Raw genomic sequence first — 26,545 nt, forward strand, 5'->3', positions numbered from 1 at the left:
CTCCTTAGCGTTGCCACTGGGCGCGCTTCAGCGACCAGACAAAGTCCAGTTTTTTGTAGCCTTCGAAGTCGGAGGCCGGCAGCGGAGTGGTCGGGTAGACGATGCCGCCATCCTGTTTCATGGCGAAGTTGTAGTAGCCCTTGTCGTTCGAGTAGGCCGCAGTGCCGTGGCAGGCCAGACAGGACGAAGTGTTCTGGAACGCCGACTCCAGCTGCGAGTTGGCCAGCACCTGGGTGACGGGCTGGTACTCGACCCCGATCAGTTCGTACTTCGACAGTGTAGGGTTGCTCGTCTGGAAGCTGGCATTCACCGGTTTGGCGGCCGGGGTCGGCCCGGTGGTGTTGGTCATCGGCGTCGGTGTGGGGGCGTTGGTCACCGTGTATTTGCTGTTGTTGACGTTTTCGAAGGTAGTCCAGACCCAGTTGGCGTCCAGCTTGTTGACCACATGCAGTCCGCTCAACGCCGCATAGCCGACCTGGTAGGTGCCGTCATCCTGCTCGTAATAAGCCTGGCCAATGTAGTAACCGTCGTTGGCCAGGGTTTGCCGGTAGGTCGTGTCCGAACCGATCCACAGCCACGCGGCCTTCAACTCCCACGCAGTGGCCGGGAAGTTCAGGTTATCCGGCAGCGCGGCCTGACCGTTCATGTTGTAGACCTGACGCGCCACGATGTAGTCGAAGGTGTCCTGTCCCATCAATAGTTGAAAGCGCACCGGGTTGCCTCGCTGAGAAGCAGGCACGGCGCCGCCCATGTGCAGCGCCAGACCATCGACCTGTTGCGTGGAATTGATATTGTGGAAGGTCCGGTTCAGGTCCATCCCCAACGTTCGGGCCTGTGTCAGCACCTCGGCTGGAGGCGGCACGGGACTGGCGTAGGCGCCGGGAGCAGCGCCATCCGGCAGGTAGACCTGGTCCGAAGGCTTCATGGTTTCCCACACCCGGTTACTGGCCTGGGTGGGGCTGAACTGGTTCAGACAGACGAACCAGTTCCAGGCCATGGTTTCGGGACTCTGCTCGAACGCCGCCCGGGTCTTGGCAATGTCGGTTCCAAACTTCAGGAATTGATTGCAATCGAAACTGTTGGTGTCCTGTGCCTGAGCCAAACCGGCCAGTGCACTGAGAACGGTTAAAGAAATGGCTCGCCGCATGGAAGCTCCTTGGCATTGGCCGAGTGGTGGTAGAGGTGCCCCAGGAAATGCTGAAGGAGCAGTTGTTTCACTGCCGTGGCCGCCAGGGTTTGTGGCAGCGGCAGATCGCAATTGGTGATGAGCAGCGGGCCGCTTTCCTCGCGCTCGGGCAGGCGACCGTGACTGCCACGGACCAGTCCGGTGTCCAGTGGAATCAGGTCCATGTAGTAGCGAAAGCCGAGCTTTTTCTGCAGCAGGCGCCGCGCGACTCGCAGTTTCGGGAAGCGAATGGCCGGGTCGATGAACAGTTCCAGCGGGTCGTAGCCCGGCTTTCGGTGGATGTCCACGGTGCGGGCAAAGTCGGGCGCCTTGTGGTCGTCGAACCAGTAGTAGTAATCGAACCAGTAACCCGCGGCGGCCACGGCCACTAGTTCGCCGCTGCGCGGGTGATCCAGCGCAAAGGTCCGTTGTTCGGCCTTGTCCAGCACCTGCTCGATGCCGGGTTGGCGCTGCAACAGGGCTTTGACGCGGGGAATGTCCCGGGCGTTTTTCACGTAGACATGCGCGATCTGATGATCTGCCACGGCAAATGCCGCACTCGCGCCGGGGTCGAGCAGTTCCCAAGTCAGTGATTGGCGTACTTCCAGCAAACCTTCCGAGCGCAGCACGCGGTTGATGGACACCGATTGATTGACCGCTTCGATGCCGTATTCGGACAACAGCATCACCGCTGCGCCTTGCGCCTCGGCGAAGGCCAGCAGCCGCCCGACTTCCTGGTCGATGGCCTGCACCTCATCGGCAATCGACGGATGATCGGGCCCCACCCGCTGCAGGCTGTAGTCGAGGTGCGGCAGGTAGATCAATTGCAGGTCGGGCCGGTCGAGCTGGAATTCGGCAATGGCGCAATCGACGATCCAGCGGCTCGACGCAATACCCGCCGCCGGCCCCCAAAAGCCCGGAAAGGGAAACTCGCCGATCTGCCGTTCGATGGTTTCGTGCAACGAAGCCGGTGACGAATACAGGCCGAACAACTTGCGGCCATCAGCCGGGTAGTGAGGACGCGGGGTGATGGCGGCATCCACGTCGGCGTACATGTTGTACCACCAGAACAACTGGCTGCAGCGAAACCCGGGGATCTCGCGCTTGAGCGTTTCCCAGACCTTTTCACCCTGGATCAACGCATTGGGCTGCAACCAGAAGCGCACTTCGGCCTGATCGCGAAAGTACCAGCCGTTGCCGACGATGCCGTGTTCCGACGGCGGCCGTCCGGTGAGAATCGAGGCCTGCACCGACGACGTGACCGCCGGGAACACCGGTTGCAGGCAGGCCATTTTGGCGGTTTTGAGCAGGGCATTGATGTTCGGGGTCGCGTCACCCAGCAACGATGGCGTCAGCCCGACCACGTTGATCAGCAGCAGCGGTTGGCGTGGTTGTTCAGAGGGCATCGGCGTACGCCTCCTGCGCTAGTGGCTGCAGCAGTTGCCGTTGGCGCAACTGCTCCTCGACCCATTTCAGTTCCGCCGCGATACCCTGCAGTTGGGCGTGTTCATTGGTCGGACGCAGTTGGGCGGGGAGGACGCCCCAGCTGTAGGTTTCCACTTCCAGCACGGGGCGAAACTCCCGATGGTCGGCGAGATAGTCAAAGGTCTGCGCCAGAGCGATCTGACTGCCACTCAGCTCGGGCAACACCAACTGTTCGCTGAACAGCGGGATATGGAAATGAATACGCAACTCGGCATAGCGATCCGGGTGCTGTGCGCATTCGTCGAGGGCGGCGGGCAGATCGGCCCAGGCCACCATGCGGTCCTGCGCGTCCAGCGCCTTCACCTGATGCAGATAGGTGGTTTCGCAGAAGTCGCGCAAGGTCTCGAGGACCTGTTCGCGACGGCTGTCTTCCGCGCAGGGCAAACGACAGACCAAGGCATTGGAAAGCTGGATCTTGCCGATCGGCACCCGTGCCTGACGCAGCCTCACCAGCGAGCGATAACAATCTTCGAACATCACGGCCTGGTGGCAGACGTCAAAACACAGCGCCAGATACTCATGATGCGGATCCGTGGTTTGCCAGCGGCGGAAAAAGGCGATGGCCTGATCGGTGTTTTCCAGCACGCAGTCCGGTTCCATCTCCAGACAGAACACGATTTTCTTGCCGGTCTCCCGATGCAGCCTCGCCAGTGACGTCGTGAGTTCGCGCAGTTGAAACTCGGCACGCAGCTGCAGCGTCGGGCTCCAGGTGGCGGCGTACCCCAGCGGCACGGTGGAAATCACCCCTTGATGACAGTCCGCTGGCAACGCCTGCGCGAGGATCTGCGCCAGTTCGAGGCTGTACGCCAGGCGCTTCGGCTCGGCCCAACTGGGCAGGTACACGGCGGCTTTTACCGCACCCTCATGAAACTGCCCGTAGGGGAAACCGTTGAGCGAGGTCAGTCGCAGCCCACTGCGTTGAAGCAGTCCGAGAAATTCCGTCCGCGCGGTTTTCTGCTGTAACCCAGTGGCGGCGAGGGCGCTGATCCACAGTCCACTGTCCTGTTCTTTCAGCCCGCGTTGCGTGCGCACGCCCTGAAAGTGCTGTTCGATGGAGGCCTTCAGCCTGGCCAGGTCATGGGTCGGGTGCACATTGCTGCAATACCCGACCTGCGCGGCAGCCCAACCCATGCCGGCACTCATTTGATCACCGGCTCCTGCCCGCGCAGGGCAGAGTTGTCCTGCCATTGCCGGCGCTGATCGATGGGTAGCGGCGTGCTGATCAGGGTTTTGTCGAGTTGGCCACTCTGAGCGAAAAAATCCACCGGATTGTGGAACAGCACTTGTTCGACCTGAGCCTCGCTGAAACCCGCCGCGGACATTGCCTGACCGGTTTTCGGCACCTTGAGCGGATCGCTGATGCCCCAGTCGGCGGCGCTGTTGACCACCATTTTCTCGGTGCCGTACTGCTGGAGCAGGGCGACCATGCGCTGTTCCGACATCTTGGTGTTGGGGTAGATCGAGTGACCGCGCCAGCAGTCGCTGTCCAGCACCAGCGGCAGCGTCAGTTCGTTGAGGTGATCGATGATCACCAGATTCTCATTGATCCCCACCTCGCGAATCACCGCCAGCGTGCGCTTGGTGCCGCCGATCTTGTCGCGGTGCGGCGTGTGCACCAGCACCGGTAGATTGAATTGTCTGGCCAGCTCCAGCTGTGCGGCGAGAAAACGGTCTTCCTCGGGCGTAATGTCGTCGTAGCCGATTTCACCGACCGCTACCACGCCGTCTTTCACCAGATAGCGCGGCAGAATCTCCAGCACTTCATTGGCCACCGACAGGTCATTGGCCTCCTTGGGGTTGAGGCCGATGGTGCAGAAGTGATGGATGCCGAACATGCTTGCGCGAAAGCGCTCCCAGCCCAGCAGGGTGTCGAAGTAATCGATGAAGCTGCCAACGCTGGTCCGGGCCTGACCCTGCCAGAACGCGGGCTCGATCACCCCGGTGATGCCGGCGGCGGCCATGTTCTGGTAGTCGTCGGTGGTGCGGCTGACCATATGAATGTGCGGGTCGAAATACTTGGGCATGGTGAATCCTCGTCAAGGGAAGGAGACGTTGGGTATCAGTTCAGGTGACTGCGCCATTCCGGCGGCAGGCGCTGCTGTTGGTCCAGGTCGAGCAGTCGCTGACGCTGCTCCGGGGTGAGCTGGTCGAAGGCAATCGCCAGGGGCAAGCCAACGGACACCGCCCGATCTGCCGCGAGTTGTTCTTCCAGCAGGTCGAGGGCCAGTTGATTGAGGGGGATGCTGTGTCGCTGGCTCAGGCCGATCAGGCGTCGCACATCGAGCCCCATGCCCAGCGCTTTCAACAGCAGTTGGTGGAAGGCCCGTTCCGGGTAGTGACGGGACGGGTAGGGCGTATCGAGGGCGAGGGCGGCAAACACCTGACTGTTGCTGGTGCGCCCGGCCTGCAACGCCAGTTCCACGCATTGCCCATGGCTGTCGAGCCAGTCGAAGGCTTTGAGGACGGCGATCTTTTCCTGATCGTCGCCCCACAGAAAAAGCTGGCGCAGCATGGACAATTGTCCGCCCTCGGAGGACTGTTCAAGGACCTGTGCCAGCAATAAAGCGCGCGCCAGCTGGATCAGATTCCAGTGGCTGTCGGGCAGTGCCCGGTCACGCAGATGACGCTTGCACTGGCCACTCAGAAACGATGCGGTATTGGCGTCCGGTTGCCGGGCCAGTTGCTCTTGCGCCTGACGCCACCAGTGCAATTCGCTGTCATCGAGTTGCCGGGCGAGGGCCTGATGGTGTTCGGCAAGGCAATCGCGGCGCATGCCGAGGGCCGCCGTCGGCGGCGCGGTGACGTCCATGTTCATGTCGGTTTGATCCAGCGCTGGAAGTGTGGGAGCAGGAAGAACACCAGAACACACAGCAGGCTGCCCAACGGCTGGTTGGCCACGGCCATCACCAGCGCATCGAACAGTGGCAGCGCCGCTAGGCCGGCCCCGATAAAGGCGCGGACCTTGCGCTGCTGCGGGTTGGCAAGGTGCTGCCGGTAATGCCAGCCCAGCCAGCCAAGCCAGAGCAACAGCACCGGCCAGAACCACAGGTTGTCGGCGTAGATCGCCAACGCCAGCGGGCTTAGCATCAGGAGCAGAGGCAAGCGACTGAGCAACTGGTTGTTGTGCTCATTGCGCGCCAGGTAAGTCAGCCCGCTGATGTAGACGCCCAGCAAAATCGCGCAGAGCCAGATCGGCTCCGGCGGCACCGCCAGACTGGCCGCTGCCGTGAGGTACAGTGCCGAGCGACAGGCGCCCATCAACCAAACGCTGTGGGCGTATTTTTTGTGCAGCACGTTGTAGCCAATGATGCAGCCCACCAACAGGCTGACGCTGGCCAACAACCAATGCGGCTGATCGATCAGTTGGCTCAGCCCCAGCACCGAAGCGGCCGCCAGTGTCAGCAACAACACGGTGGCGAGGCGCACTTGCTGGCGGCTCACCAGACCCAGCGTGATGGGCCGAGGATTGTGGTGTTGCTGATCCCAGTCGGCATCCAGCAGATCGTTCAACAACATGCCGGCCAGATACAGCAGTGACAGGGTGAACAGCAGCAGAATCCACACGAGCCACGAGGGCGGCGCCAGTGCACCGGCGCTGCTGGCCAGCAGGGCGGCGGCCAGGGTGTTGGTCCACACCGTGGGCAGGTTGGAGACACGACCGAGGGTCATCCAGGTCTTGAGGTTTTGCGGGGTCTGGCTCATTTCGCGAAACCCTCGCTCAAGTCGAGCACCGGGACGCTGCGGGCGGACAGCTTCTGCAACGCCTGCGCCATCCTCGCGTCGTCGACTTCATGCAGGTCTACCGACTGGCCGATTCCGCTGAGCATCGGGATCGAGAGTTGCCCGCCGAGGTGTTGACGGAACTCTTCCAGCCCGAGCAACACGGGTGAGCGACCTTGCGCATCTTTGAGGGTCAGTTCCGGCGGGCACAGGTTGAAACCGAGTCGGGTCAACAGGCTCATCACCCGTTCACTGTCGGTATCGCTCAACAGCCCGAGGGCATTGGCGTAAAGCCCGTCGAGTGCCATGCCAACCGCAACGGCTTCGCCATGGCGCAAGCGGTGATGGCTGAGGTTCTCCAGTTTGTGCGCGGCCCAGTGCCCGTAATCCAGTGGCCGTCCGTTACCGCGTTCGAAGGGATCGCCGGCGCCGGTGATGTGCGCCAGGTGCAGCTCGGCGCAGCGGCGGATCGCGTAACGACTGGCCGGATGATCGAAGCGGGCGAGGGCATCGGCCTGTTGCTCCATCCATTCGAAGAATGTCCGGTCCTTGATCAGCGCGACTTTCACCGCTTCGGCGAGCCCGGCGACCTGGTCGCGGCGGGTCAGGCTGGTCAGCAACTGGAAGTCATTGATCACGGCAGTGGCGGGGTAGAAGGCGCCGAGCAGGTTTTTCTGGCCGAAGGCGTTGATGCCGTTTTTCACTCCGATGCCGGCGTCGTTCTGCGCCAGCACGGTGCTCGGCACGCGGATCAGGCGGATACCGCGATGGAAGGTGGCGCAGGCATAGCCCACGGAATCCAGCGCCGCGCCACCGCCAAGAGCGAGTACGTAACAATGCCGGTCCAGCCCATGTTTCAGCATGTCGGCGTAGAGCTGCTGCAGCACCTGTGAATCCTTGCTCAGCTCACCGGCCGGAATGGCAATCGGCGGTGCCTGTAAATGCAGGTCCGCTGCATGGGCAGCAAAGTAGCCATCGATCTGTGCCAGCAGATGCGGCGCGCTTTTCAGCAGTTGTTCATCGGCGAACACCATCACCGTCACCCGGCCGTTTTGCCGGGCGGTGAGTTGTTGATGCAGGCAGGGGTTAGAAGAGTCGAAGAGGTGATCGGTGAACACCACCGGGTAGTCGTAACTGACTTCGAAACGCCCGTGCAGCACTGGCCCGGCACCGTGTTTGCGCAGGGCCTTGAACAGGCTGTACCCGGCGATGAACAACCCCGGCAACACCATGCTGGCGAGAATCGTCACCAGCAGCGCGTTCTCCTCGACGAGGAATGTGCCGATGGCGCTGTAGGCCAGTGCCAGCCCTGCATTGGCCAGGGTGGTCACCAGCAGGAATGCCCGCAGTGGATAATGCTGCATGCCGGCGGCCACCACAGACGTCTCAGCCAGCACGGGCACGCCGCGCAGACAGATCAACGACAGCGTGCCCAGTCGATAGGCCATTTGCCCGGGCTTGCGTTGATGCAGGCCGAGACGACTGGACAGCATCCGGAAATAACCGGCCCCCAATGCATAACCCAATCCGGCCCCCAGACATAGGCCAATGAAAATCACCAGATAACCGCCGACGCTGCCGAGCATGGCCACGGCCAGTAGCGCGACCACACTGGAAGGCACGGGCAGCACGACGTCCAGCGCCAACAGAGCGATCAGCAACAGCGCCAGGTTGAGTTGCTGGGTGGGGGAAGTCGGCAGGTACAGGTCGAGATGATTGAGGAAGTCCTGGATCTGCTGTTCGAACAACAGGAAACTGGCAATCACCAGTACTGCAAAGCAAAACAGTGACAGCCAGAAATGTCCGGCCGACGCATTTTTCGAGAGCGCACGATACCAACGGCTGTGCTTCATCAAGCATCCCTCTTGATTGTGATGACTGAGTTCCGTTCAGCAACTAAAGCAGCGTCTTGTTTGTTTCAGAAGAATGAACGCTCCCGCCGGGAGGGCTGTTTTTATTATTCGATGGGGTCGTGCCAGTGAAGATATTCATGAACCTAGACGGTTGTTGTGGTTTTGCAAGTCGATTGGGTGATGGCGCTTTTAAGAGGATGTTTAGTGGGTGTGAGAGTATCGCAAGGTGGCGGGATTATTTTTTGGATTTACTCAGCATATTCAACAGGATGGGGGATTTTATTGAAGTTTTTTAAATGCTGTTTAAAGCGCCAGATGAGAAGCCGTTTCAACTGGATTTGTTAGCAAGCTACTTAGGTGATGGCTATGTGGCATTATTTTTCGTTATTTGAGTTATTGCGGCTGGCTATAAGTGCTCCTGATAGTTGAGTGATTTGCTCGGTTAGTTGGACTTTTAACTTGCAAGCTCACATGGAAAAGAAAGATCCGGATGAAAGGCAATTCTTTAAAACCCGTGCCGCAGACCGTGCTTGATCAATTGGCGACTGACGGAACCTTCGGCCGCGTCGCTGAGAATGGGCAGATGCTTGAAGTGGAGGGCGGCAAGTTTTCGCTTGCCGATGGCAGGTGCAAAGGGCGGGGCTGGAAAGGCAGAGTCGTTGGGCTGCGAAGGCTGATATCCAGACGGCAGGAAGGCTGAGTGTGCGGAGATTTTGAGCTGCTATCGTTGTGCATACAGCAGAGTCGTATCCCTGCGAGGTTCTTGAGTGGCAAACCCTGCTGTATGGACGAGGCGGGTCAGCCCGGGACGTCATCGTCCGTGGCTGAGACTATTTGACGGCGTACACTTTGCGTACATAGCGCGTGCTTTTCCAGGCGCACGGCGCACCCCGCGCAACAAACACGCTGTCGCCGGTATTGACGGTCACGCTCAAACCCTCAGGCGTCTGCAACGTTACGGTTCCTTCGATCAGATACATCAGCTCATTGAGCTTGTGCGGGCGACCGTGACGTTCGTAGGGCGTCGAGTCCCACACGCCGACACGCAGATCGGTAGTCGCGTCTTCGAAAGCGTTACGTGACCGGCATTGCGGTGATGGACCGATCAGAATCTGTTGTTCCGGCGCGGCGGAGGGAGACAGGTGTGCCAGCGGGTCGAGCGAGGTCACACCAGGCGTCGCACCTTTGGTGGCCATGGCGCAAAACGCCCACCGCGAACCGGTCTGTGCTTCGATCCGTAAAGCCGTGCCCCGGCCTATGACCGCGCTGGCGCCGACGGCCAGTTCAAGTGTCCGCTCCCGGGTTTTCAATGTCACGTGCCCGGCGTGAACCACGATCACTTCGGTGTGCGGGAAATCCTCGACCTCAAGGCTTTCGCCTGTTTCGACGATGCCTGCAGACACGCCGTCGTTTCCTGACCAGGCGACCTGACGTTCAGTCGAGAACGGGTCTGCAGCGTTCAAGGGTTGCTGCTTGAAAGAGGTGTCGACGCGACTGCCATCGGCGCGAGCCAACAGCATGATGCAAGGTTCGAACATACGGGTGAAGCTCCAGCTATTGAGGGGATTTCTTGTGGGGGGCGAAAAGCGCCAACCCGAGGGTCAGCCGATGGCTTGAGTGACCAGCGCAAACTGCCGAACGCCATGGTGTGCTTGCGGTGCTGTACCACGGGACATTTGTGCCACGGTGTCGACCTGCTTCAGGCCGGCAGCTTCCAGCCAATCGGCCAGACCACCATCCGCTGGAATATCGATACGCACAAAGGCGTCCGGTACCTTGGCCAGCAATGTCGCGATCAGATGTTGGGCCTGCTCAAGGTTTTCGGCGATCAACGGGCCGATGCAACGACCGCGACCGAACGGGCGCAGCAGGGCGAACGCGCGCAGCTGACCGTCGCGCACAATGCCCACCGCATGCTCGACGATGGCGAATAGATCGGTGAGCACCGCTTGTCGATCCAGGCCGCTCCCGGCATTGGCCAGTTCCAGCACCCGCGCATGATCCGCTTCGCGCAGTGGGCGGCATTCTTCACCGTCTGCCAATGGCCCGGGCAGAGGGGCTTGCGCCTGGCCCTGGTGCTGCTGAATCCGGCCAAACTCGACAAAACCCTGGCTCGCATACAGCGGTGCGCCGGCCACGGTTGCATTCAATATCGCCGTGCTTGACTGGCAAGCCTGCAGCGCGTGTTCCATGAGCTTTCGCCCGATGCCCTGGCCCTGGTAATCGTTACTGACAATGACCAGGCCAATGGTCGTGAAATCACCTTGCGGGCAGGCGAACGCGGTGCCGATCAAGCGCTCGCCATCAAGTACGACAAAGCCCTTGCTGACCCTTTGCAGCATGGCCCAGTCGTCGAGTCGATGGGGCCACTTCAATTGCACGGACAGTGCATGGGCCTTGGGCAGGTCGTCGGCAGTCATCGGCCGATAGACGTAGGACGGACGTGGGGTGGACATGGCGATTCTCCGATAAAGAGTGTGCGCTTACGCCGGTTTTTCCGGCGAGATGACGCCTGTATCCCATCTGGATGAAAGCCTGACAAGGGGGCAGGGAATATTCGGCAGATTCCGCGAAGCACGGTCCCGAAGACCACACTTACTACTTAATCCGGGGCTTGTGTCGGCAGCAAATGCTTGGGCCTTTTTACTCTATAAAAGGCTTGTACCGAGCCTCGTCGCCCTAGGCGCTGGATGTGTTTTCTATCGCTTCAATTCAGAACCGGGCTGACGCGCGCGACAGCACCTGACACTACTGCTGCGATGGGGCGCAGTTTCTGCGGGCAAAGCCGATATCCGAAATCCACAGTGGCTGAAACAGGTCCATAAGGGCGCATAAACCGGGGCTTTGCCCAAGGCTGGAGCGCACCGCAAAGTCTGCTGAGTGGAATGACCAAAACGGTGATTTGTATCGAACGGAGGTCGCTTTTAACGCCATCTGCTGATTTCACGGTGTTGTAATGACGGTGTGCTGCAGCGTTGCATCGCTACTGCGCAAACCAGGCAAATGCTTGTAGCGCCATTGACCTCAACGAACTTCAGGAACGCACTCAATGAGCTTTCTTCGCCCCAAATTCATTACCTTCGACTGCTACGGAACGCTGACCAATTTCCACATGGGCACGATGACCCGCGAACTCTTCGCCGATCGCGTACCCGCGGAGCAGATGGATCAGTTCGTCAAGGATTTCTCGGCCTATCGTCTGGACCAGGTCATGGGCGACTGGATGCCGTATGACGAGATTCTCAAGACCGCTCTGGCGCGTACCTGCAAGCGTTGGGGAATTGAATACCGCGAAGAAGGCCAGCTGTATTACGACGCTGTTCCGACCTGGGGCCCGCACCCGGACGTACCAGCCGGCCTGTCGAAAATCGCCGACAAGATTCCCTTGGTGATTTTCTCCAACGCCAGTAACAGCCAGATCATGTCCAACGTCGAAAAGCTCGGCGCACCTTTTCACAAAGTCTTCACCGCAGAGCAGGCACAAGCCTACAAGCCACGTCTGGCAGCGTTCGAGTACATGCTCGACAACCTCAACTGCGGCCCGGAAGACATCTTGCATGTGTCTTCAAGCTTCCGTTACGACCTGATGCCGGCCCACGACATGAAGATCAAGAACAAGGCCTTCGTCGCCCGTGGCCACGAAGTACCGGGCAATGCCTTCTACAGCTACCACCAGATCCCGGACATCGGCGGCCTGGCCGGACTGGTCGGCCTGTAACGACATCCTCATTGGCAAAGGCGGGATTGAACATGGGCAGTGAATCCTACTGGCTCGACAGCGCACCGGACTTCACCGGCGCACAGCTCGGCGGTTTGCCCGGGCAAGTCGATGTGGCCATCGTCGGTGGCGGTTTCACCGGGCTGGCGGCGGCCCGGGCCTTGGCGCTCAAGGGCGCCAGTGTGGTGGTGCTGGAAGCAGGGCGCGTGATCGGCGAGGCATCGGGACGCAATGGCGGGCAGTGCAATACGGGGGTGGCGCAGGATTACGCCAGCCTCAGCGCCAGTCTCGGTGCCGACCGGGCGAAAGCCTATTACCAGGCTTACGAAAGTGCCGTGCAAAGCGTTGTGTCGCTGGTCGAGCAGGAGCAGATCCCCTGTGACCTGCTGCGCAACGGCAAGCTGAAACTGGCGGCAAAACCGCTGCACTACGAAGGCTTGGCCCGTACCTGTGAGCTGATTCGCAACGAAGTCGATGCCGATGTTGAATTGCTGTCTGCCGAACAGACCCGCACCGAAGTCAACTCTGCGCAGTTCCATGGCGGCCTGTTGCAGCGCAATGGCGTGCAGATGCACGTCGGGCGTTTCGGCGTCGGTCTGGCGCAAGCGGCAGTGCGTCACGGCGCGCTGATCCATGAGGGCACCTCGGTGCTCGACTGGAAAGCCCGGGCCGGCGGTTATCAGGTCAACACCAGCAAGGGGTCGCTGCACGCCGGGCAGGTTCTGCTGGCGACCGGCGCCTGTCAGCACGGTGGGCTGGGCTGGTATCGGCGGCGGATTGTGCCGGTCGGCAGTTTCGTGATTGCCACCGAGGTCCTGCCGCGGGCGCTGATCGATCAGTTGCTGCCGGGGCGCCGCGCTTATGTCACCAGTCGAATGATCGGTAACTACTTCCGCCTGACCCCGGACAACCGCTTGCTGTTTGGCGGGCGTGCGCGGTTTGCCATGTCCGACAGTGTCAACGATGCCAAGAGCGGCAAGGTGCTGCAGGCGGCGATGATCCAGATGTTCCCGCAACTGGCCGGCGTCAGGATCGATTACTGCTGGGGCGGCCTGGTAGACATGACCTCCGACCGTTTACCGCGAGCCGGTCAGCACGGCGGCGTGTTCCACTCGATGGGTTACAGCGGCCACGGCGTGCAGATGTCGGTGCACATGGGGCAGGTGATGGCCGATGTGATGGCCGGCAATGCCGAGGCCAACCCCTGGCGTGAACTCGACTGGCCGGCGATCCCCGGGCATTTCGGCAAGCCGTGGTTCCTGCCTTTGGTGGGCGCCTACTACCGTTTTCAGGACTATTTGCATTGAGTTGATGTTGTGGCTTCACCGTCGTTTGCGTTTCCAGGACGTTCCGGTCAACCGGAACACTTGAGCCTTCTTGATTTCGACAGGTAGCACTGAAATGACTGATCACAAGAACGATTCACCGCTGATCTCAGGCGAAGAAAGCCTGCGGGTGTTCGAAGGCCTAAATCGCGGCATGTCACGCCGTCACGCGTTACAAATGCTCGGCGTGGCCGGCGTAGCGGCTGCCGGCGCCGGCAGCCTGTTCGGTGCCGCCGGCAAGCTGTTGGCTGACGATACGGCCACGCCGGGCAAAGGCAAGCAGGGTGGGCGGATACGCGTCGCCGGCATATCCAGTTCCACCGCCGACACCCTTGATCCGGCCAAAGGCGCGCTGTCCACCGACTATGTGCGGCACTACATGTTCTACAACGGCCTGACTCGTTTCGACGCGCACCTGGTGCCGCAACTGGAACTGGCCGAGCGCATCGACAACACCGACGCGACACTGTGGACGATCACCCTGCGCAAAGACGTGACTTTTCACAACGGCAAAACCCTCAGCGCGGCCGACGTGGTGTTCTCGCTGTCACGACACAAGGATCCGCTGACCGGCTCCAAAGTCATGCCGCTGATGGAGCAGTTCGCGGAAATCAAGGCCACCGGCGCCAACGAAGTACAGATTCGCCTGACTGCGCCAAACGCCGAATTGCCGTCGATTCTGGCCGTCTCGCATCTGCTGATCGTTCCCGAAGGCACCACCGACTTCAACCAGGGCATTGGCACCGGACCGTTCAAGGTCAAGGAGTTCAAACCGGGTGTCCGTTCGGTCGCAGCACGCAACACCGGTTACTGGAAACCCGGCCTGCCGTACCTCGACGAAATCGAATTCATCGCCATTGGCGACGAGCCGTCGCGGGTCAACGCGCTGCTGTCCGGCGACGTGCACATGATCAATGAGGTCAACCCGCGCTCCACCGACCGGATCAAGGCCAGCGCCAGGCACCGAGTCGTTGATGCGCCGTCGGGCAACTACACTGATTTGATCATCCGTCAGGATCAGATGCCCGGCCAGAACGCCGATTTCACCCAGGCGATGAAGTACCTGCTGGATCGCGAACAGATCAAGTCGGCGGTGTTCCGCGGCTTTGCTGTGGTCGGCAACGATCATCCGATCGCGCCCGGCTCGCGCTACTACAACAGTGACCTGCCGCAAACGGTCTACGACCCGGAAAAAGCCAAGTTCCTGCTAAAAAAAGCGGGCATGGAAAACATCAGTATGGAGCTGTTTGCGTCGCCTGCCGCAACGGGTTCCGTGGATATCGCAGTGCTGTTGCAGCAGTCGGCCAAGCAGGCCGGGCTCAAGCTCGACGTCAAGCGCCTGCCGAGCGATGGCTACTGGTCCAACCACTGGATGAAGCACCCGATCAGCTTCGGCAACATCAACCCACGGCCGAACGCCGACGTGATGTTCTCGCAGTTCTTCCAGTCGAAGGCGCCGTGGAACGAGTCCGGCTGGAAGAACGAGCAGTTCGATCAATTGCTGATGCTCGCCCGCGGCGAAACCGACGATGCCAAGCGCGGCAAGATGTACGCGGACATGCAGACCCTGGTGCACGACCACTGTGGCATCGGCATACCGGTGTTCATCAGCAACATCGACGGCGTCGATCAACGGATCAAGGGCTACGGCAGCAACCCGCTCGGCGGTTTCATGGGTTACATGTTCGCCGAGCAGGTCTGGCTGGACGCTTGAACAGAGCCGTCGAAATGAACGGCAAGCCAGGTGCAGGAGGGTAGGCGATGAATAGCAACACACTGTGGTTGGTCGGACGGCGGCTGGGCGCCGCGATCGTGACTTTGTTGATCGTATCGATGGTCGTGTTTGCGATCACGGCGGTGCTGCCGGGAGACGCGGCACAACAATCCCTTGGCCAGTTTGCCACCCCGGAACAGGTGGCGGCACTGCGCCTGAAACTGGGGCTCGATCAACCTGGTGTGGTGCGTTACCTGCACTGGTTGATGAGCCTGCTCAGTGGCGATATGGGCGTGTCGGTATCCAACGCAATGCCGGTCGGTGAACTGATGGCCGGGCGCGTGCCCAACACTCTGATGCTGGCGGCCGCCACGGCGCTGGTGTCGGTGCCGGTGGCGCTGGTTCTCGGCATAGGCTCGGCGATGGGGCGTGGCGGACGGGTCGACAGTGTCCTGAGTTTCACCACCCTGGCGATGGTCGCGGTGCCGGAGTTTCTGGTGGCGACCCTCGCGGTGTTGATCTTTGCGGTAAACCTGGGCTGGCTGTCGGCGCTGTCCTATGCCAGCGACATCACTTCACCGTGGCAATTCATGCGTACCTATGCCTTGCCGGTGATGACGCTGTGCTGCGTGATCGTTGCGCAAATGGCGCGGATGACGCGCGCGGCAGTGATCGACCAGCTCGACAGCCCCTACGTGGAGATGGCCCGGCTCAAAGGCGTCAGTCCGATCCGCATCGTACTGCGTCACGCGTTGCCCAATGCCATCGGACCGATTGCCAATGCGATCGCGCTGAGCCTGTCGTATCTGCTCGGCGGAGTGGTGATTGTCGAAACCATCTTCAACTATCCCGGCATCGCCAGCCTGATGGTCGATGCCGTGACCAACCGTGACATGGCACTGGTGCAGGCCTGCACCATGTTGTTCTGTGCGGCTTATCTGGGTCTGGTGCTGATTGCCGACCTGTGCGCGATTCTGTCCAATCCGAGGCTGAGAAACCAATGAACAATCTCATTGTGAAATCGACGCCCGCAGCCCCCGATCTGTCAGCCGGCAAGGTGTCTCACGGGCCCGCGTGGCTGGGACTCATCGGAGCTTCCATCTGCGTTATCTGGCTGCTGGTTGCGTTATTCGGCCCGTGGCTGGCGCCGCATCCGGTCGGCGAGGTGGTCTCGGGCAACGTGTTCGACAACATCAGCGCGTTGTACCCGTTTGGCACTGATTATCTGGGCCGCGACATGCTCAGCCGGGTGCTCGTCGGCGCGCGCTTCACCGTGGGCCTGGCGTTGATTGCGGCGGTGCTGGCCAGCGCGCTGGGCACCGGCTGTGCGCTGCTGTCGGTGGTGTCGCCGAAGTGGCTGGACGAAGTGATCAGCCGCTTGATGGACGCCTTTATCTCGATCCCGAGCAAAATGCTCGCGCTGATCATGGTCTCGGCGTTCGGCTCTTCAGTGACCCTGTTGATCAGCACGGCGGTGTTGAGCTTCGCTCCGGGCGCGTTCCGTATCGCCCGCAGCATGGCAGTGAACATCGAAGCGCTGGAGTATGTGCAGGTCGCCCGAACCCGGGGCGAGCGGCGCTTGTACATCGCATGCGTGGAGATCCTGCCGAACATGCTCAACCCGGTGCTCACTGATCTGGGCTTGCGGTTCGGTTTCATCGTGCTGCTGCTCAGCGGCATGAGCTTTCTCGGGCTGGGCGTGCAACCGCCGGATGCCGACCTCGGTTCGCTGGTGCGGGAAAACATCGGCGGCCTCAATCAGGGCGCCCCGGCCATTGTCATCCCGGCGCTGGCCATCGGCACCCTGACCATCGGCGTGAATCTGTTCATCGACAGATTGTCGTCACGACGTAGTCGCCGCACGGGAGGCCATTGAAATGACCCAATTGATTCGAGTTGAAGACCTGCGCGTGGTTGCTTGCGGCGAGCATGGCGAAACGGAGATTGTCAAAGGCGTGAGCTTTGCCTTGGAACAAGGTGAAGTGCTGGCGTTGATCGGCGAATCAGGCTCGGGCAAGACCACCATTGCCCTCGCTCTGTTGGGTTATGCCCGACGGGGCTGTCGGTTGTCCGGCGGCGTGGTGCAGGTGGGCGAGCACGACATGCTCGCGCTCAGCGAGCAGCAATTGCAGGGCCTGCGCGGTAATCGGGTGTCGTATATCGCGCAGAGCGCTGCGGCTGCGTTCAACCCGGCGAAGAAACTGATCGACCAAGTGGTGGAGGGCGCCTTGATTCACGGCCTCGGCCCCCGCGCCGCCCTTGAGGCCAAGGCCATTGAGCTGTTTCGCGATCTGGCCCTGCCGGACCCGGATCACATCGGCCAGCGTTACCCGCACCAGGTGTCCGGGGGGCAACTGCAGCGGGTGATGGCGGCAATGGCGCTGATCAGTGATCCGTTGCTGGTCATCCTCGACGAACCGACCACGGCGCTCGATGTGACGACCCAGATCGATGTGTTGCGGGCGTTCAAACGCGTGGTGCGTGACCGTGGCGCAACAGCGGTGTATGTGTCCCATGACTTGGCTGTAGTGGCGCAAATGGCCGATCAGATCGTCGTGCTCAATGGCGGTCAGATATTCGAACAAAGCGCCACGGCGGCGCTGCTCAACGGCCCGACTCATGAATACACCCGCAGTTTGCTGGCGGCCGCGCGGCCGGACACGACGATCCGTCCACCTTGCGGCATTGCCGAAGAAACTCCGCTGCTGACCATTCGCGGACTGACCGCCGGTTACGGCAACAAGAACACCCTGGGCATGCCGGCCATTCGTGTACTGGAGGACATTGATCTGACCGTGCGCCGGGGCCAGGCGATTGGCGTGATCGGCGAGTCGGGTTCTGGCAAGTCAACGCTGGCCCGTGTGGTGGCCGGATTGCTCACGCCGGCATTGGGCGGACTGACCTTTGACGGGCAACCGCTGGGAGGTTGCCTTTCCGAACGCAGCGACGAGCAATTCCGGCGGATCCAGATGGTGTTCCAGAACGCCGACACGGCGCTCAACCCGATGCACAGCATCAGCACGATTCTGAGTCGACCGCTGAAGATGTATTTCAACCTCAAAGGCGCGGCGTTGCGCGAACGTATCGGCGAGTTGCTGGATCTGGTGCGCCTGCCGCGAGCCTTGGCCGAGCGTCGTCCGAGCGAGTTGTCCGGCGGGCAGAAGCAGCGGGTGAACCTGGCGCGGGCACTGGCGGCCAAACCCGATCTGATCCTCTGCGATGAAGTGACCTCGGCGCTGGACACCGTGGTCGGTGCAGCGATTCTTGAATTGCTCCGCGATTTGCGTGAGCAGCTTGGTGTGTCCTACCTGTTCATCAGTCATGACATCTCCACCGTACGCGCGCTGTGCGATGACGTGGTGGTGATGTATAGCGGCCACAAGGTTCAGGCCGGCAGCCGGCAGTCGTTTGCACAGGCACCGTTCCATCCCTATACCGATCTGTTGATTCACTCGGTGCCGGAACTGCGCCAGGGCTGGCTTGAAACCTGCGGGACCACCTGCGGCGAACTGCCGCCCATCGGGCCAAAAGCCAACGTCGCCGAGCTGTGCACCTTCCTCAATCGCTGCCCGGTGCGCGTCGATGGCCTGTGCAACCGTACGGCACCCAACCGCCGAATCATCGACGGTGGCAGTGAAATTCTCTGCCATCACGACAGCGTCGAACTGCTGAAAACTCAGCGGGACGTGACCACCTTGAATCAGGGAGCCTATGCATGAGCGCTCGTTTTGTGAGACTGGCCGAGCAGGGTCGGGCGACCGTCAGCTTGACCGTGGATGGCGTGCCCATCAGGGCGTTGCAGGGCGACACATTGATGGTCGCGTTGCTCACTCAGGGCAATGCGTTGCGCCAGTCGGAATTCGATTCCGGTCGACGTGCCGGGTTCTGCCTGATGGGCGCCTGCCAGGATTGCTGGGTGTGGACGCGCAGCGGCGAGCGTCTGCGTGCGTGCTCCAGTGAAGTCCGTGAAGGACTGGATCTCGTCACCACACAACCGGAGGCGACATGGCCATTGCACGGGTAGTTATCGTCGGCGCCGGACCTGCGGGGATTCGCTGCGCCGAAACGTTGGTGCAGGCAGGCTTCAAACCGGTCCTGATCGATGAAAATCGCCGCGACGGCGGACAGATCTATCGGCGCCAACCCGAAGGTTTCACCCGCGACTACCGCGCGTTGTACGGCACTGAAGCGGCCAAGGCGCGCGACCTGCACGAGAGTTTCGAGCGCTTGCGCCCACACATCGATTACCGCCCCGACACGCTGGTGTGGAATCTGATGCCCAGACAATTGTGCTGCGTCAGTCAGGGGCACCATACGACGGTGGACTACGATGCGCTGATTCTCTGCACCGGCGCCACGGACCGCTTGATGCCCATTGAAGGCTGGCAGTTGGCGGGCACCTACAGCCTCGGCGGGGCGCAGATCGCGCTCAAGTCGCAGGCGGTCTCCATCGGACATCGCGTGGTGTTCATGGGCAGCGGTCCGCTGCTGTATCTGGTGGCCAGCCAGTATGTGAAGGCCGGCGCCAACGTCGCCGCGGTGCTTGATACATCACCACTGAGCAAACGCATCGTCGCGCTGCCGAAGATGCTCGCGCGGCCCGGGGTGTTGCTCACCGGGATGAAACTGTTGGCGCAGTTGTATCAGGCGAAAATACCGGTGCATCTGGGGATCAAGCCGGAGCAGATAATGGGAGATGCCACCGGCGGCGTCAGTGGCGTGCGCGTGCGCTCCGCCAAAGGCGAAACCCTGGACATCGATTGCGATGCCGTGGCCTTGGGGTATCACTTGCGTCCGGAAACCCAGCTGGCCGATCTGGCCGGATGTCGCATGCGTTTTGATGAGGCGTCCGGCCAATGGTGGCTGGCGCTTGATGAAGAGGGCCGCACTTCGGTCAGTGGTGTGTATGCCGCTGGCGACGGCGCCAGGATTCGCGGTGCCGATGCGGCTGAACATGCCGGACGCCTGGTGGCGATGGCGCTGCTGGAGGATCAGCAAAAACCGGTGGATGCCGTATTGCGCGCAGAGCAACGGCGCGCATTGGCGGTGATGGATCAGTTCCGCCTCGGTCTGGCGCAGGCATTTCCCTGGCCCGCCGAACAGGCCCGGGCCTTGCCGGATTCGGCGATCGTCTGTCGCTGCGAGATGATCAGCGCGGGCGAACTGCGCCGTACGGTCAGTGAAAAGGGCGCGTGCGAAGTCAATCGGGCCAAGGCCTTCAGCCGAGTCGGCATGGGCCGTTGCCAGGGCCGCTACTGCTCGCAGGCCGGCGCCGAAGTGATCGCCGCCGCAGCCGGCGTCAGTGTGCAACAGGTAGGTCGCCAACGCGGTCAGGCCCCCGTCAAACCGCTGCCGATGGTCATCATCGAGGAACCGTCATGAACCCGCACAAAAGTGATGTATTGATTATCGGCGGCGGCATCATGGGCGCGGCGTCAGCGTTTTTTCTGCGCCAGCGCGGGCACTCCGTGACCCTGCTCGAGCGCGACCAGATTGGCCAATACGCCAGCGGCGTCAACTTCGGCAACGTGCGGCGTCAGGGCCGTTATCTGGGGCAACTTGAATTGGCCAACCGTTCGTTTGCGCTGTGGAAGCGCTTGCCGGAGCTGATTGACGACGATCTGGAGTTCATCGCCAGCGGCCACATGCGCGTGTGTTACCGCGAAGACGAAATTGCCGAGCTCGAAGCGTATGCCGCGGCACCGGAAGCGGCGCAACTGGATCTGCAGATCTATCGCGGCGCTGAACTGCATCGGCGCTTTCCGTTTCTGGGGCCGGACGTGAAGGGGGGCTCCTACGCACCGCATGACGGTCACGCCAACCCGCGACTGGCGGCGCCGGCATTTGCCCGGGCGGCGCGGCGAATAGGTGCGCGTATCGAAGAACAGACTGAAGTGGCCGAAGTTCAGAAACACGGAAACGAGTTCAGCGTCACCACCACCGATGGCCGGCAATATCGCGCCGCACAATTGCTGATCACCGCCGGTGCCTGGGGAGAGAAGCTGTCCGCGCAGTTCGGCGAACCGGTACCGCTGGACACCCATGGCCCGCAGATGGCGGTGACGGAACCGGTTCCATACGCCTTGCCGACGGTAATTGGTGTGTTCACCAAAATCCCTGAGGAAGTGATTTATTTTCGACAGATTCCGCGCGGCAACATCATCATTGGCGGCGGCTATCGCAGCAAACCGGACATGCTCAATCGCCGCGCTTATGTCGAGCCACGCAGCATCCTCAACCAGATCCGGCAAATGCGCCGACTGCTGCCAGGTGTCGGCAATCTGAACATCATTCGGGTCTGGAGCGGCATCGAAAGCTATCTGCCGGACTCGCTCCCGATCATGGGGCCAAGCGGTACGGTCGATGGCCTGTATTACGCGTTCGGCTTCTGTGGCCATGGCTTCCAGTTGGGGCCGGGCGTCGGTGACGTCATGGCTGAGTTGATCAGCACCGGCAGCACCTCCACGTTGATTGAACCCTTTTCCATACGCCGGTTCGCCCCTTTGGCCGAACAACGGAGCAAAGCCTCATGAAACCCCGTGTACTGGAGATTCTCAAACGATTGATTGCGTTCGATACCGTGTCGTCGGAATCGAATATGGCGTTGATCGAGTACGTTCGCGACTTGCTGCTGAGCAAGGGCATCGAGTCGCTGATCGTCAAGGACGAAAGCGGCAAGAAGGCCAATCTGTTTGCCAGCACTGGCCCGAAAGACCAGCCGGGCATTCTGCTGTCCGGCCACACCGACGTGGTGCCAGCAGCGGGGCAAGCGTGGACTGTTCCACCGTTTCAGGTGACGGAGCAGAACGGGCGGATTTACGGGCGCGGCAGTTGCGACATGAAAGGCTTTATCGCGCTGGCCATCGACGCAATGCTTGACGCTGCTGAACATTCCCTCAGCCGTCCGCTGCAACTGGCGCTGTCACACGACGAGGAAATCGGCTGCGTTGGCGTGCGCCGTTTGCTCGATGTGCTGCATCTGGCGCCGGTGCGGCCGTTCCTGTGCCTGATCGGCGAACCGACCAACATGCAGTTTGTGCTGGGACACAAGGGCAAGGGCTCGTACCGCACCTATTGTCGAGGGCTGGAGGCGCATTCTTCGCTGGCACCGCGCTCGGTCAACGCGATCCACGTGGCCTGCGATTTTATTGCAGCGTTGCGTGAAGCCCAGCGCCAATTGCAGGAGCAGGGCGCCCGGGATGCCGATTACGACGTGCCTTACACCACCGTGCACGTTGGCCAGATCGGCGGAGGCCGGGCGCTGAATATTGTGCCGAATCTGTGCACGGTGGATTTTGAAGTGCGCAATTTGCCGGCGGATGATCTGGAACAGATTCTCGCGCAGATGCAGGAGCGTGCCGAGGTGATTGTGCGCGAGGCACAGAAGCTCTCGAGCGTGGCGGCCATCGAGATTGAAACGGTCAACGTCTATCCTGGACTGGACACCCACCCGAGCGTCGAAGCGGTACGGTTCCTGAAAAATTTCGCGGCGCCGGATACCACGACGTCCAAGGTTTCGTTCGGTACGGAAGGCGGATTGTTCAAGCAGCGTCTGGATGTGCCGGTGGTTGTCTGCGGACCAGGTTCGATCGAGCAGGCGCACAAGCCCGACGAGTTTATCGAGATCAGCCAGATGGAGGCGGGGGAGCGCTTTCTGGAGGGCTTGCTCGGTTCGCTGAAACGATAGAAAGCAGCAGTTCTGCTGTTCCACCGCCAATTTCAGCAGCCGACACTGTCCGTCAAGCGCTTTCAGCATCCTCATCCGCCGAGTCTCCCTAGACTGGAATCTGTCTCGGATCAGGACTCGACCATGCTCAAGAATCGTTTGAAAGACCCCGGTCTTCTCGCAGAACTCGCTTATGTGAACGGCCAGTGGATTGGCGCCGATGACCGCGCGACCCTGGATGTCGTCGACCCGGCCAGCGGCGAATTGATCGGCCGTGTGCCCGCCATGCAAGGCGTGGAAACCCGTCGCGCCATCGACGCCGCCGAACAGGCCTGGCCTGCCTGGCGGGCACGACCGGCTGCCGAACGGGCGGCTCTGTTGGAGCGTTGGTATCAGGCGATGATCGACAACCTCGACGATCTGGCGCTGATCATGACCTGCGAACAGGGCAAGCCGCTGAATGAAGCCAAAGGTGAAATCCGCTACGGCGCGGGTTTCGTCAAATGGTTTGCCGAAGAGGCACGGCGGATTTACGGCGAAACCATGCCGGCGCCCAGCGGCGACCGCCGACTGTTGACCCTCAAGCAACCGGTGGGTGTCTGTGCGGCGATCACGCCCTGGAATTTCCCCAACGCAATGATTACCCGCAAGTGTGCACCTGCCCTGGCGGCGGGTTGCCCGATCATCGTCAAACCGTCGGATCTGACGCCGCTGTCGGCGCTCGCGTTAGCCGTGTTGGCTGAGCGCGTCGGCATTCCGGCCGGGGTGTTCAATGTGCTGACCGGTATGCCCGCCGGGATTGGCGAAGAGCTGACTGGCAACCCGACGGTACGCAAGATTTCCTTCACCGGTTCCACTGCCGTGGGCCGCTTGCTGATGCGCCAGAGTGCCGAACACATCAAGCGATTGAGCCTGGAGCTCGGCGGCAACGCACCGTTCATTGTGTTTGATGATGCTGATCTTGAGCAGGCGGTCACCGGGATCATGCTGAGCAAGTTTCGCAACGCCGGGCAGACCTGCGTCTGCGCCAACCGGATTCTGGTGCAGGACGGCATTTACCAGCGTTTTGCCCAGCGTCTGGTCGAGGAGGTCGGCAAACTGAAGGTCGGCAATGGCCTGCAGGACAACGTGACCATCGGCCCGCTGATCAACAAGGCAGCTGTAAACAAGGTGGCCCGTCACATCGATGATGCCTTGAGCCAGGGCGCGCAGCTGCTCTGCGGCGGCGTTCCGCAGGGCGACAGTCAATTTGTGCAACCGACGGTGCTTGGCGATGCCCATGCCGGCATGCTCCTGGCCAACGAAGAAACCTTCGGCCCGGTCGCACCGCTGATGCGGTTCACCGATGAAGCCGAAGCCTTGACGCTGGCCAATGCCACACCGTTTGGCCTTGGTGCTTATTACTTCACTCAAGACTTGCGTCGCTCATGGCGTTTCGGCGAAGCGCTGGAATTCGGCATGGTCGGCCTCAACACCGGAATCATCTCCATGGAAGTCGCGCCGTTCGGCGGCATCAAACAATCGGGCCTGGGCCGTGAAGGCAGCAAATACGGACTTGACGAATACCTTGAAGTCAAAGCCTTCCACATCGGCGGCTTGTAACTTCACAACAACGGGGAGCCACAACTGATGAGCAAGGTCTTCAAGATCGCCGCGATTGCCGGCGACGGGATTGGCAAGGAAGTGCTGCCCGAGGGGCTGCGGGTTCTGGAGCAGGCCGCGAAGAAATGGCAACTGGATTTGAGCATTGAGGTGCTCGACTGGGCGCATTGCGATTATTACCTGGAACACGGACAGATGATGCCCGAGGACTGGTTCGAACAGCTCAAGGGCTTCGACGCGATTTACTTCGGCGCCGTGGGCTGGCCGGAGAAAGTGCCGGACCATATTTCACTGTGGGGGTCGCTGCTGAAATTTCGCCGCGACTTCGACCAGTACGTGAATATCCGTCCGGTACGCTTGTTCCCCGGGGTGCCATGCCCGTTGGCCGGGCGCGAACCGGGGGATATCGATTTCGTGGTGATTCGCGAGAACACCGAAGGTGAATATTCATCGGTCGGCGGCAAGATGTTCGAAGGCACCGAGCATGAGTTTGTGCTGCAGGAATCGGTCTTCACCCGCCGGGGTGTCGACCGGATTCTCAAGTTTGCCTTCGATCTGGCCCAGACCCGGCCACGCAAGCGCCTGACCGCAGCAACCAAGTCCAACGGCATTTCGATCAGCATGCCGTACTGGGACGAGCGCACCGCGCTGATGGCCGCACAGTACCCGGAGATAACGTGGGACAAGCAGCACATCGATATCTTGTGTGCGCGGTTCGTTCTGCAACCGGATCGGTTCGATGTGGTGGTGGCGTCGAACCTGTTCGGCGATATCCTCTCCGATCTGGGGCCGGCGTGTGCCGGAACTATTGGTATTGCGCCGTCGGCCAACCTTGATCCGCAGCGACGCTTTCCGTCGCTGTTCGAGCCGGTCCATGGTTCGGCGCCGGACATCTATGGGCAGAACATCGCCAACCCGATTGCGATGATCTGGTCCGGTGCGCTGATGCTCGATTTTCTGGGCAACGGTGACGAGCGTTATCGCGCAGCACACGACGGAATCTTGCAGGCGATCGAGCGGGTGATCGCCGAGGGACCGATCACTCCAGACCTGGGCGGGAAGGGCTCGACCCAGGATGTCGGCAGGGCCATCGCGGAGTTCCTCTGAAGCATCGTCATCCTCTGCATGAGTGAGCCTGCTCGCTCATGCAGAGGGGCTGAATCAGTAGCCTTTGTTGCGGTCGATCTGACCGCTCATGAGCTCGCCGCGTTCGAAGCAGCGGATGTTCTCCAGCAGGACAGCAAATGCGCTTTCCGGCTGGGTCATCGCCGCGATATGCGGCGTCAGCAGAATCTGCGGATGCCCCCAGAAGGGATGATCCGCCGGTGCCGGTTCGTTCTGCACCACATCCAGCACCGCGCCGCTGAGTTGCCCGCTGTCCAGCGCGTCGAGCAAGTCTTCTTCCACCAGATGCCCACCGCGCCCCATGTTGATCAGTGCCGCGCCATGAGGCAATTGGCGAAACAACTCCCGGTCGAGAATGCCACGGGTCTGCTCGGTCAGCGGCAATACGCACATCACAATGTCGCACTGGCTCAGAAACGCCGGCAGTTGCTCGCGACCGGCAAAGCACTCGACGCCGGCAATCCGATGCGCACTACGCGCCCACCCCTTGAGGGCAAAGCCCAGAGGCTGCAAGGTGGCGAGAATCTGCTGCGCCTGAGTTCCGAGACCCATCACCCCCACCCGACGCTGATGCGCCGGCTGCAGCAGGTGCGCCTGCCAACAGCGCGCCATCTGCTGTTGGCGATAGCGCAACATATCCCGGTGCAAGCTGAGCACGGCAAAACTGGCGTACTCGCACATGCCTTGGGTGATCCCGGGATCGAGCAGGCGCACCACCGGAAGACTCGGCGGGATACGGCTCAGATCCAGTTGATCGACTCCGGCCGACAATGCAAACAACACCTGCAGATTTGGCAGCAACGCCTGCAAATCTTCCGGCGCCTGCCACGCCGCCAGATACTTGATGTCTGCGGGATCGCCGATGTCCGGCCAGACGCGCCATTCGATGTCCGGGGCATGTTCGGCGAACAGTGCTTTCCACTGTTCGCCGCGCACGGGGTCAGCTTTGTAGAGCAGGGCCATGGTCAATTCCTGAGGAGGTTGAAGGTGCTCCCATGATCGCCCAACCCCAGAGCAGGATCTGTCGAAAGCAGCGCTGCGAACACTGCGCGTCACGTCATATAAGCACGCGCCCGGCAGATTCGGCGGCCTGAAGGAATCTGCCGTTTGGCAGGGTGAAAACAGTCGATCCGGATTTCTCAGGGGCCAAGTTCGGCGTAGTTCGTTCCGCA

The 26,545-nt window shown here is 61.1% G+C and carries 22 protein-coding genes; 12 read left to right on the plus strand and 10 right to left on the minus strand.

Annotated elements, in window-relative coordinates; genetic code table 11:
* Window positions 1-4: 4 nt before the first annotated feature.
* The 9 genes from NH234_RS14955 to NH234_RS14995 all read right to left on the minus strand — a co-directional run bounded on the left by NH234_RS14955 (window position 5) and on the right by NH234_RS14995 (window position 10,679).
* Complete coding sequence (locus NH234_RS14955; RefSeq protein ID WP_367253226.1) at window positions 5-1,147, minus strand: hypothetical protein; 1,143 nt, start codon at window positions 1,145-1,147, stop codon at window positions 5-7.
* Window positions 1,126-2,571 (minus strand): alkaline phosphatase family protein, encoded by a 1,446-nt coding sequence (locus NH234_RS14960; RefSeq protein ID WP_367253227.1) that lies wholly within the window; start codon window positions 2,569-2,571, stop codon window positions 1,126-1,128. The genes NH234_RS14955 and NH234_RS14960 overlap by 22 nt, the downstream gene beginning before the upstream one ends.
* Window positions 2,561-3,793: a metabolite traffic protein EboE gene (gene eboE / locus NH234_RS14965; protein ID WP_085730895.1), complete on the minus strand. Its 1,233-nt coding sequence runs from the start codon at window positions 3,791-3,793 to the stop codon at window positions 2,561-2,563. Before eboE ends, NH234_RS14960 begins: the two co-directional genes overlap by 11 nt.
* Window positions 3,790-4,674 (minus strand): TatD family hydrolase, encoded by an 885-nt coding sequence (locus NH234_RS14970; RefSeq protein ID WP_367253228.1) that lies wholly within the window; start codon window positions 4,672-4,674, stop codon window positions 3,790-3,792. Before NH234_RS14970 ends, eboE begins: the two co-directional genes overlap by 4 nt.
* 35 nt (window positions 4,675-4,709) lie before the next feature.
* Entirely contained in the window at window positions 4,710-5,465 is a 756-nt protein-coding gene (locus tag NH234_RS14975) for an EboA domain-containing protein (protein ID WP_367253229.1), read from the minus strand.
* Window positions 5,462-6,352: a UbiA family prenyltransferase gene (locus NH234_RS14980; protein ID WP_085730898.1), complete on the minus strand. Its 891-nt coding sequence runs from the start codon at window positions 6,350-6,352 to the stop codon at window positions 5,462-5,464. The genes NH234_RS14975 and NH234_RS14980 overlap by 4 nt, the downstream gene beginning before the upstream one ends.
* Window positions 6,349-8,223, minus strand: coding sequence for a 3-dehydroquinate synthase (locus tag NH234_RS14985; protein WP_367253230.1), 1,875 nt, complete (start codon window positions 8,221-8,223; stop codon window positions 6,349-6,351). The genes NH234_RS14980 and NH234_RS14985 overlap by 4 nt, the downstream gene beginning before the upstream one ends.
* A gap of 830 nt (window positions 8,224-9,053) precedes the next feature.
* On the minus strand, window positions 9,054-9,761 hold the full coding sequence (locus NH234_RS14990; RefSeq protein ID WP_367253231.1) for a cupin domain-containing protein: 708 nt from the start codon (window positions 9,759-9,761) through the stop codon (window positions 9,054-9,056).
* 63 nt (window positions 9,762-9,824) lie between these two features.
* A complete protein-coding gene (locus NH234_RS14995) occupies window positions 9,825-10,679 on the minus strand; it encodes a GNAT family N-acetyltransferase (protein WP_367253232.1) in 855 nt (284 codons plus the stop codon).
* Window positions 10,680-11,272: 593 nt separating this feature from the next.
* On the opposite strand from NH234_RS14995, the gene NH234_RS15000 reads away from it, so the two are divergent.
* The 12 genes from NH234_RS15000 to NH234_RS15055 all read left to right on the plus strand — a co-directional run bounded on the left by NH234_RS15000 (window position 11,273) and on the right by NH234_RS15055 (window position 25,355).
* Complete coding sequence (locus tag NH234_RS15000) at window positions 11,273-11,941, plus strand: haloacid dehalogenase type II (RefSeq protein ID WP_085730903.1); 669 nt, start codon at window positions 11,273-11,275, stop codon at window positions 11,939-11,941.
* A gap of 32 nt (window positions 11,942-11,973) precedes the next feature.
* On the plus strand, window positions 11,974-13,248 hold the full coding sequence (locus tag NH234_RS15005) for an NAD(P)/FAD-dependent oxidoreductase (protein WP_367253233.1): 1,275 nt from the start codon (window positions 11,974-11,976) through the stop codon (window positions 13,246-13,248).
* A gap of 94 nt (window positions 13,249-13,342) precedes the next feature.
* A complete protein-coding gene (locus NH234_RS15010) occupies window positions 13,343-14,980 on the plus strand; it encodes an ABC transporter substrate-binding protein (protein WP_085730905.1) in 1,638 nt (545 codons plus the stop codon).
* A gap of 47 nt (window positions 14,981-15,027) precedes the next feature.
* Window positions 15,028-15,984, plus strand: coding sequence for an ABC transporter permease (locus tag NH234_RS15015; protein ID WP_367253234.1), 957 nt, complete (start codon window positions 15,028-15,030; stop codon window positions 15,982-15,984).
* Window positions 15,981-16,856 carry an ABC transporter permease gene (locus tag NH234_RS15020; protein ID WP_085730907.1) on the plus strand — a complete coding sequence of 292 codons (876 nt, stop codon included), beginning with the start codon at window positions 15,981-15,983 and terminating at the stop codon, window positions 16,854-16,856. Before NH234_RS15015 ends, NH234_RS15020 begins: the two co-directional genes overlap by 4 nt.
* Before the next feature lies 1 nt (window position 16,857).
* Window positions 16,858-18,699 carry an ABC transporter ATP-binding protein gene (locus NH234_RS15025; protein ID WP_367253235.1) on the plus strand — a complete coding sequence of 614 codons (1,842 nt, stop codon included), beginning with the start codon at window positions 16,858-16,860 and terminating at the stop codon, window positions 18,697-18,699.
* Window positions 18,696-19,004 carry a (2Fe-2S)-binding protein gene (locus NH234_RS15030; RefSeq protein WP_085730909.1) on the plus strand — a complete coding sequence of 103 codons (309 nt, stop codon included), beginning with the start codon at window positions 18,696-18,698 and terminating at the stop codon, window positions 19,002-19,004. Before NH234_RS15025 ends, NH234_RS15030 begins: the two co-directional genes overlap by 4 nt.
* On the plus strand, window positions 18,986-20,362 hold the full coding sequence (locus NH234_RS15035; protein ID WP_367253236.1) for an FAD-dependent oxidoreductase: 1,377 nt from the start codon (window positions 18,986-18,988) through the stop codon (window positions 20,360-20,362). Before NH234_RS15030 ends, NH234_RS15035 begins: the two co-directional genes overlap by 19 nt.
* A complete protein-coding gene (locus tag NH234_RS15040) occupies window positions 20,359-21,513 on the plus strand; it encodes an NAD(P)/FAD-dependent oxidoreductase (RefSeq protein ID WP_367253237.1) in 1,155 nt (384 codons plus the stop codon). Before NH234_RS15035 ends, NH234_RS15040 begins: the two co-directional genes overlap by 4 nt.
* On the plus strand, window positions 21,510-22,667 hold the full coding sequence (argE, locus tag NH234_RS15045) for an acetylornithine deacetylase (RefSeq protein ID WP_085730912.1): 1,158 nt from the start codon (window positions 21,510-21,512) through the stop codon (window positions 22,665-22,667). The genes NH234_RS15040 and argE overlap by 4 nt, the downstream gene beginning before the upstream one ends.
* Window positions 22,668-22,790: 123 nt before the next feature.
* The gene (locus NH234_RS15050; RefSeq protein WP_085730913.1) at window positions 22,791-24,248 is read left to right on the plus strand and encodes an NAD-dependent succinate-semialdehyde dehydrogenase; all 1,458 of its coding nucleotides are present in this window, start codon (window positions 22,791-22,793) and stop codon (window positions 24,246-24,248) included.
* A gap of 27 nt (window positions 24,249-24,275) precedes the next feature.
* Window positions 24,276-25,355 carry a tartrate dehydrogenase gene (locus tag NH234_RS15055; protein ID WP_367253238.1) on the plus strand — a complete coding sequence of 360 codons (1,080 nt, stop codon included), beginning with the start codon at window positions 24,276-24,278 and terminating at the stop codon, window positions 25,353-25,355.
* A 54-nt stretch (window positions 25,356-25,409) separates the two neighbouring features.
* On the opposite strand, the gene NH234_RS15060 is transcribed toward NH234_RS15055, so the two are convergent.
* Window positions 25,410-26,336 (minus strand): 2-hydroxyacid dehydrogenase, encoded by a 927-nt coding sequence (locus NH234_RS15060; RefSeq protein WP_367253239.1) that lies wholly within the window; start codon window positions 26,334-26,336, stop codon window positions 25,410-25,412.
* Between the last annotated feature and the right edge of the window lie 209 nt (window positions 26,337-26,545).

The sequence above is a fragment of the Pseudomonas sp. stari2 genome (genome assembly GCF_040760005.1).
Classification (GTDB): Bacteria; Pseudomonadota; Gammaproteobacteria; order Pseudomonadales; family Pseudomonadaceae; genus Aquipseudomonas.

Bases quoted from the DNA above. Each gene is read 5' to 3' on its own strand.
- NH234_RS14955 (WP_367253226.1), bottom strand. From the start codon at position 1,147: ATGCGGCGAGCCATTTCTTTAACCGTTCTCAGTGCACTGGCCGGTTTG.
- NH234_RS14960 (WP_367253227.1), bottom strand. From the start codon at position 2,571: ATGCCCTCTGAACAACCACGCCAACCGCTGCTGCTGATCAACGTGGTC.
- eboE (WP_085730895.1), bottom strand. From the start codon at position 3,793: ATGAGTGCCGGCATGGGTTGGGCTGCCGCGCAGGTCGGGTATTGCAGC.
- NH234_RS14970 (WP_367253228.1), bottom strand. From the start codon at position 4,674: ATGCCCAAGTATTTCGACCCGCACATTCATATGGTCAGCCGCACCACC.
- NH234_RS14975 (WP_367253229.1), bottom strand. From the start codon at position 5,465: ATGAACATGGACGTCACCGCGCCGCCGACGGCGGCCCTCGGCATGCGC.
- NH234_RS14980 (WP_085730898.1), bottom strand. From the start codon at position 6,352: ATGAGCCAGACCCCGCAAAACCTCAAGACCTGGATGACCCTCGGTCGT.
- NH234_RS14985 (WP_367253230.1), bottom strand. From the start codon at position 8,223: ATGAAGCACAGCCGTTGGTATCGTGCGCTCTCGAAAAATGCGTCGGCC.
- NH234_RS14990 (WP_367253231.1), bottom strand. From the start codon at position 9,761: ATGTTCGAACCTTGCATCATGCTGTTGGCTCGCGCCGATGGCAGTCGC.
- NH234_RS14995 (WP_367253232.1), bottom strand. From the start codon at position 10,679: ATGTCCACCCCACGTCCGTCCTACGTCTATCGGCCGATGACTGCCGAC.
- NH234_RS15000 (WP_085730903.1), top strand. From the start codon at position 11,273: ATGAGCTTTCTTCGCCCCAAATTCATTACCTTCGACTGCTACGGAACG.
- NH234_RS15005 (WP_367253233.1), top strand. From the start codon at position 11,974: ATGGGCAGTGAATCCTACTGGCTCGACAGCGCACCGGACTTCACCGGC.
- NH234_RS15010 (WP_085730905.1), top strand. From the start codon at position 13,343: ATGACTGATCACAAGAACGATTCACCGCTGATCTCAGGCGAAGAAAGC.
- NH234_RS15015 (WP_367253234.1), top strand. From the start codon at position 15,028: ATGAATAGCAACACACTGTGGTTGGTCGGACGGCGGCTGGGCGCCGCG.
- NH234_RS15020 (WP_085730907.1), top strand. From the start codon at position 15,981: ATGAACAATCTCATTGTGAAATCGACGCCCGCAGCCCCCGATCTGTCA.
- NH234_RS15025 (WP_367253235.1), top strand. From the start codon at position 16,858: ATGACCCAATTGATTCGAGTTGAAGACCTGCGCGTGGTTGCTTGCGGC.
- NH234_RS15030 (WP_085730909.1), top strand. From the start codon at position 18,696: ATGAGCGCTCGTTTTGTGAGACTGGCCGAGCAGGGTCGGGCGACCGTC.
- NH234_RS15035 (WP_367253236.1), top strand. From the start codon at position 18,986: ATGGCCATTGCACGGGTAGTTATCGTCGGCGCCGGACCTGCGGGGATT.
- NH234_RS15040 (WP_367253237.1), top strand. From the start codon at position 20,359: ATGAACCCGCACAAAAGTGATGTATTGATTATCGGCGGCGGCATCATG.
- argE (WP_085730912.1), top strand. From the start codon at position 21,510: ATGAAACCCCGTGTACTGGAGATTCTCAAACGATTGATTGCGTTCGAT.
- NH234_RS15050 (WP_085730913.1), top strand. From the start codon at position 22,791: ATGCTCAAGAATCGTTTGAAAGACCCCGGTCTTCTCGCAGAACTCGCT.
- NH234_RS15055 (WP_367253238.1), top strand. From the start codon at position 24,276: ATGAGCAAGGTCTTCAAGATCGCCGCGATTGCCGGCGACGGGATTGGC.
- NH234_RS15060 (WP_367253239.1), bottom strand. From the start codon at position 26,336: ATGGCCCTGCTCTACAAAGCTGACCCCGTGCGCGGCGAACAGTGGAAA.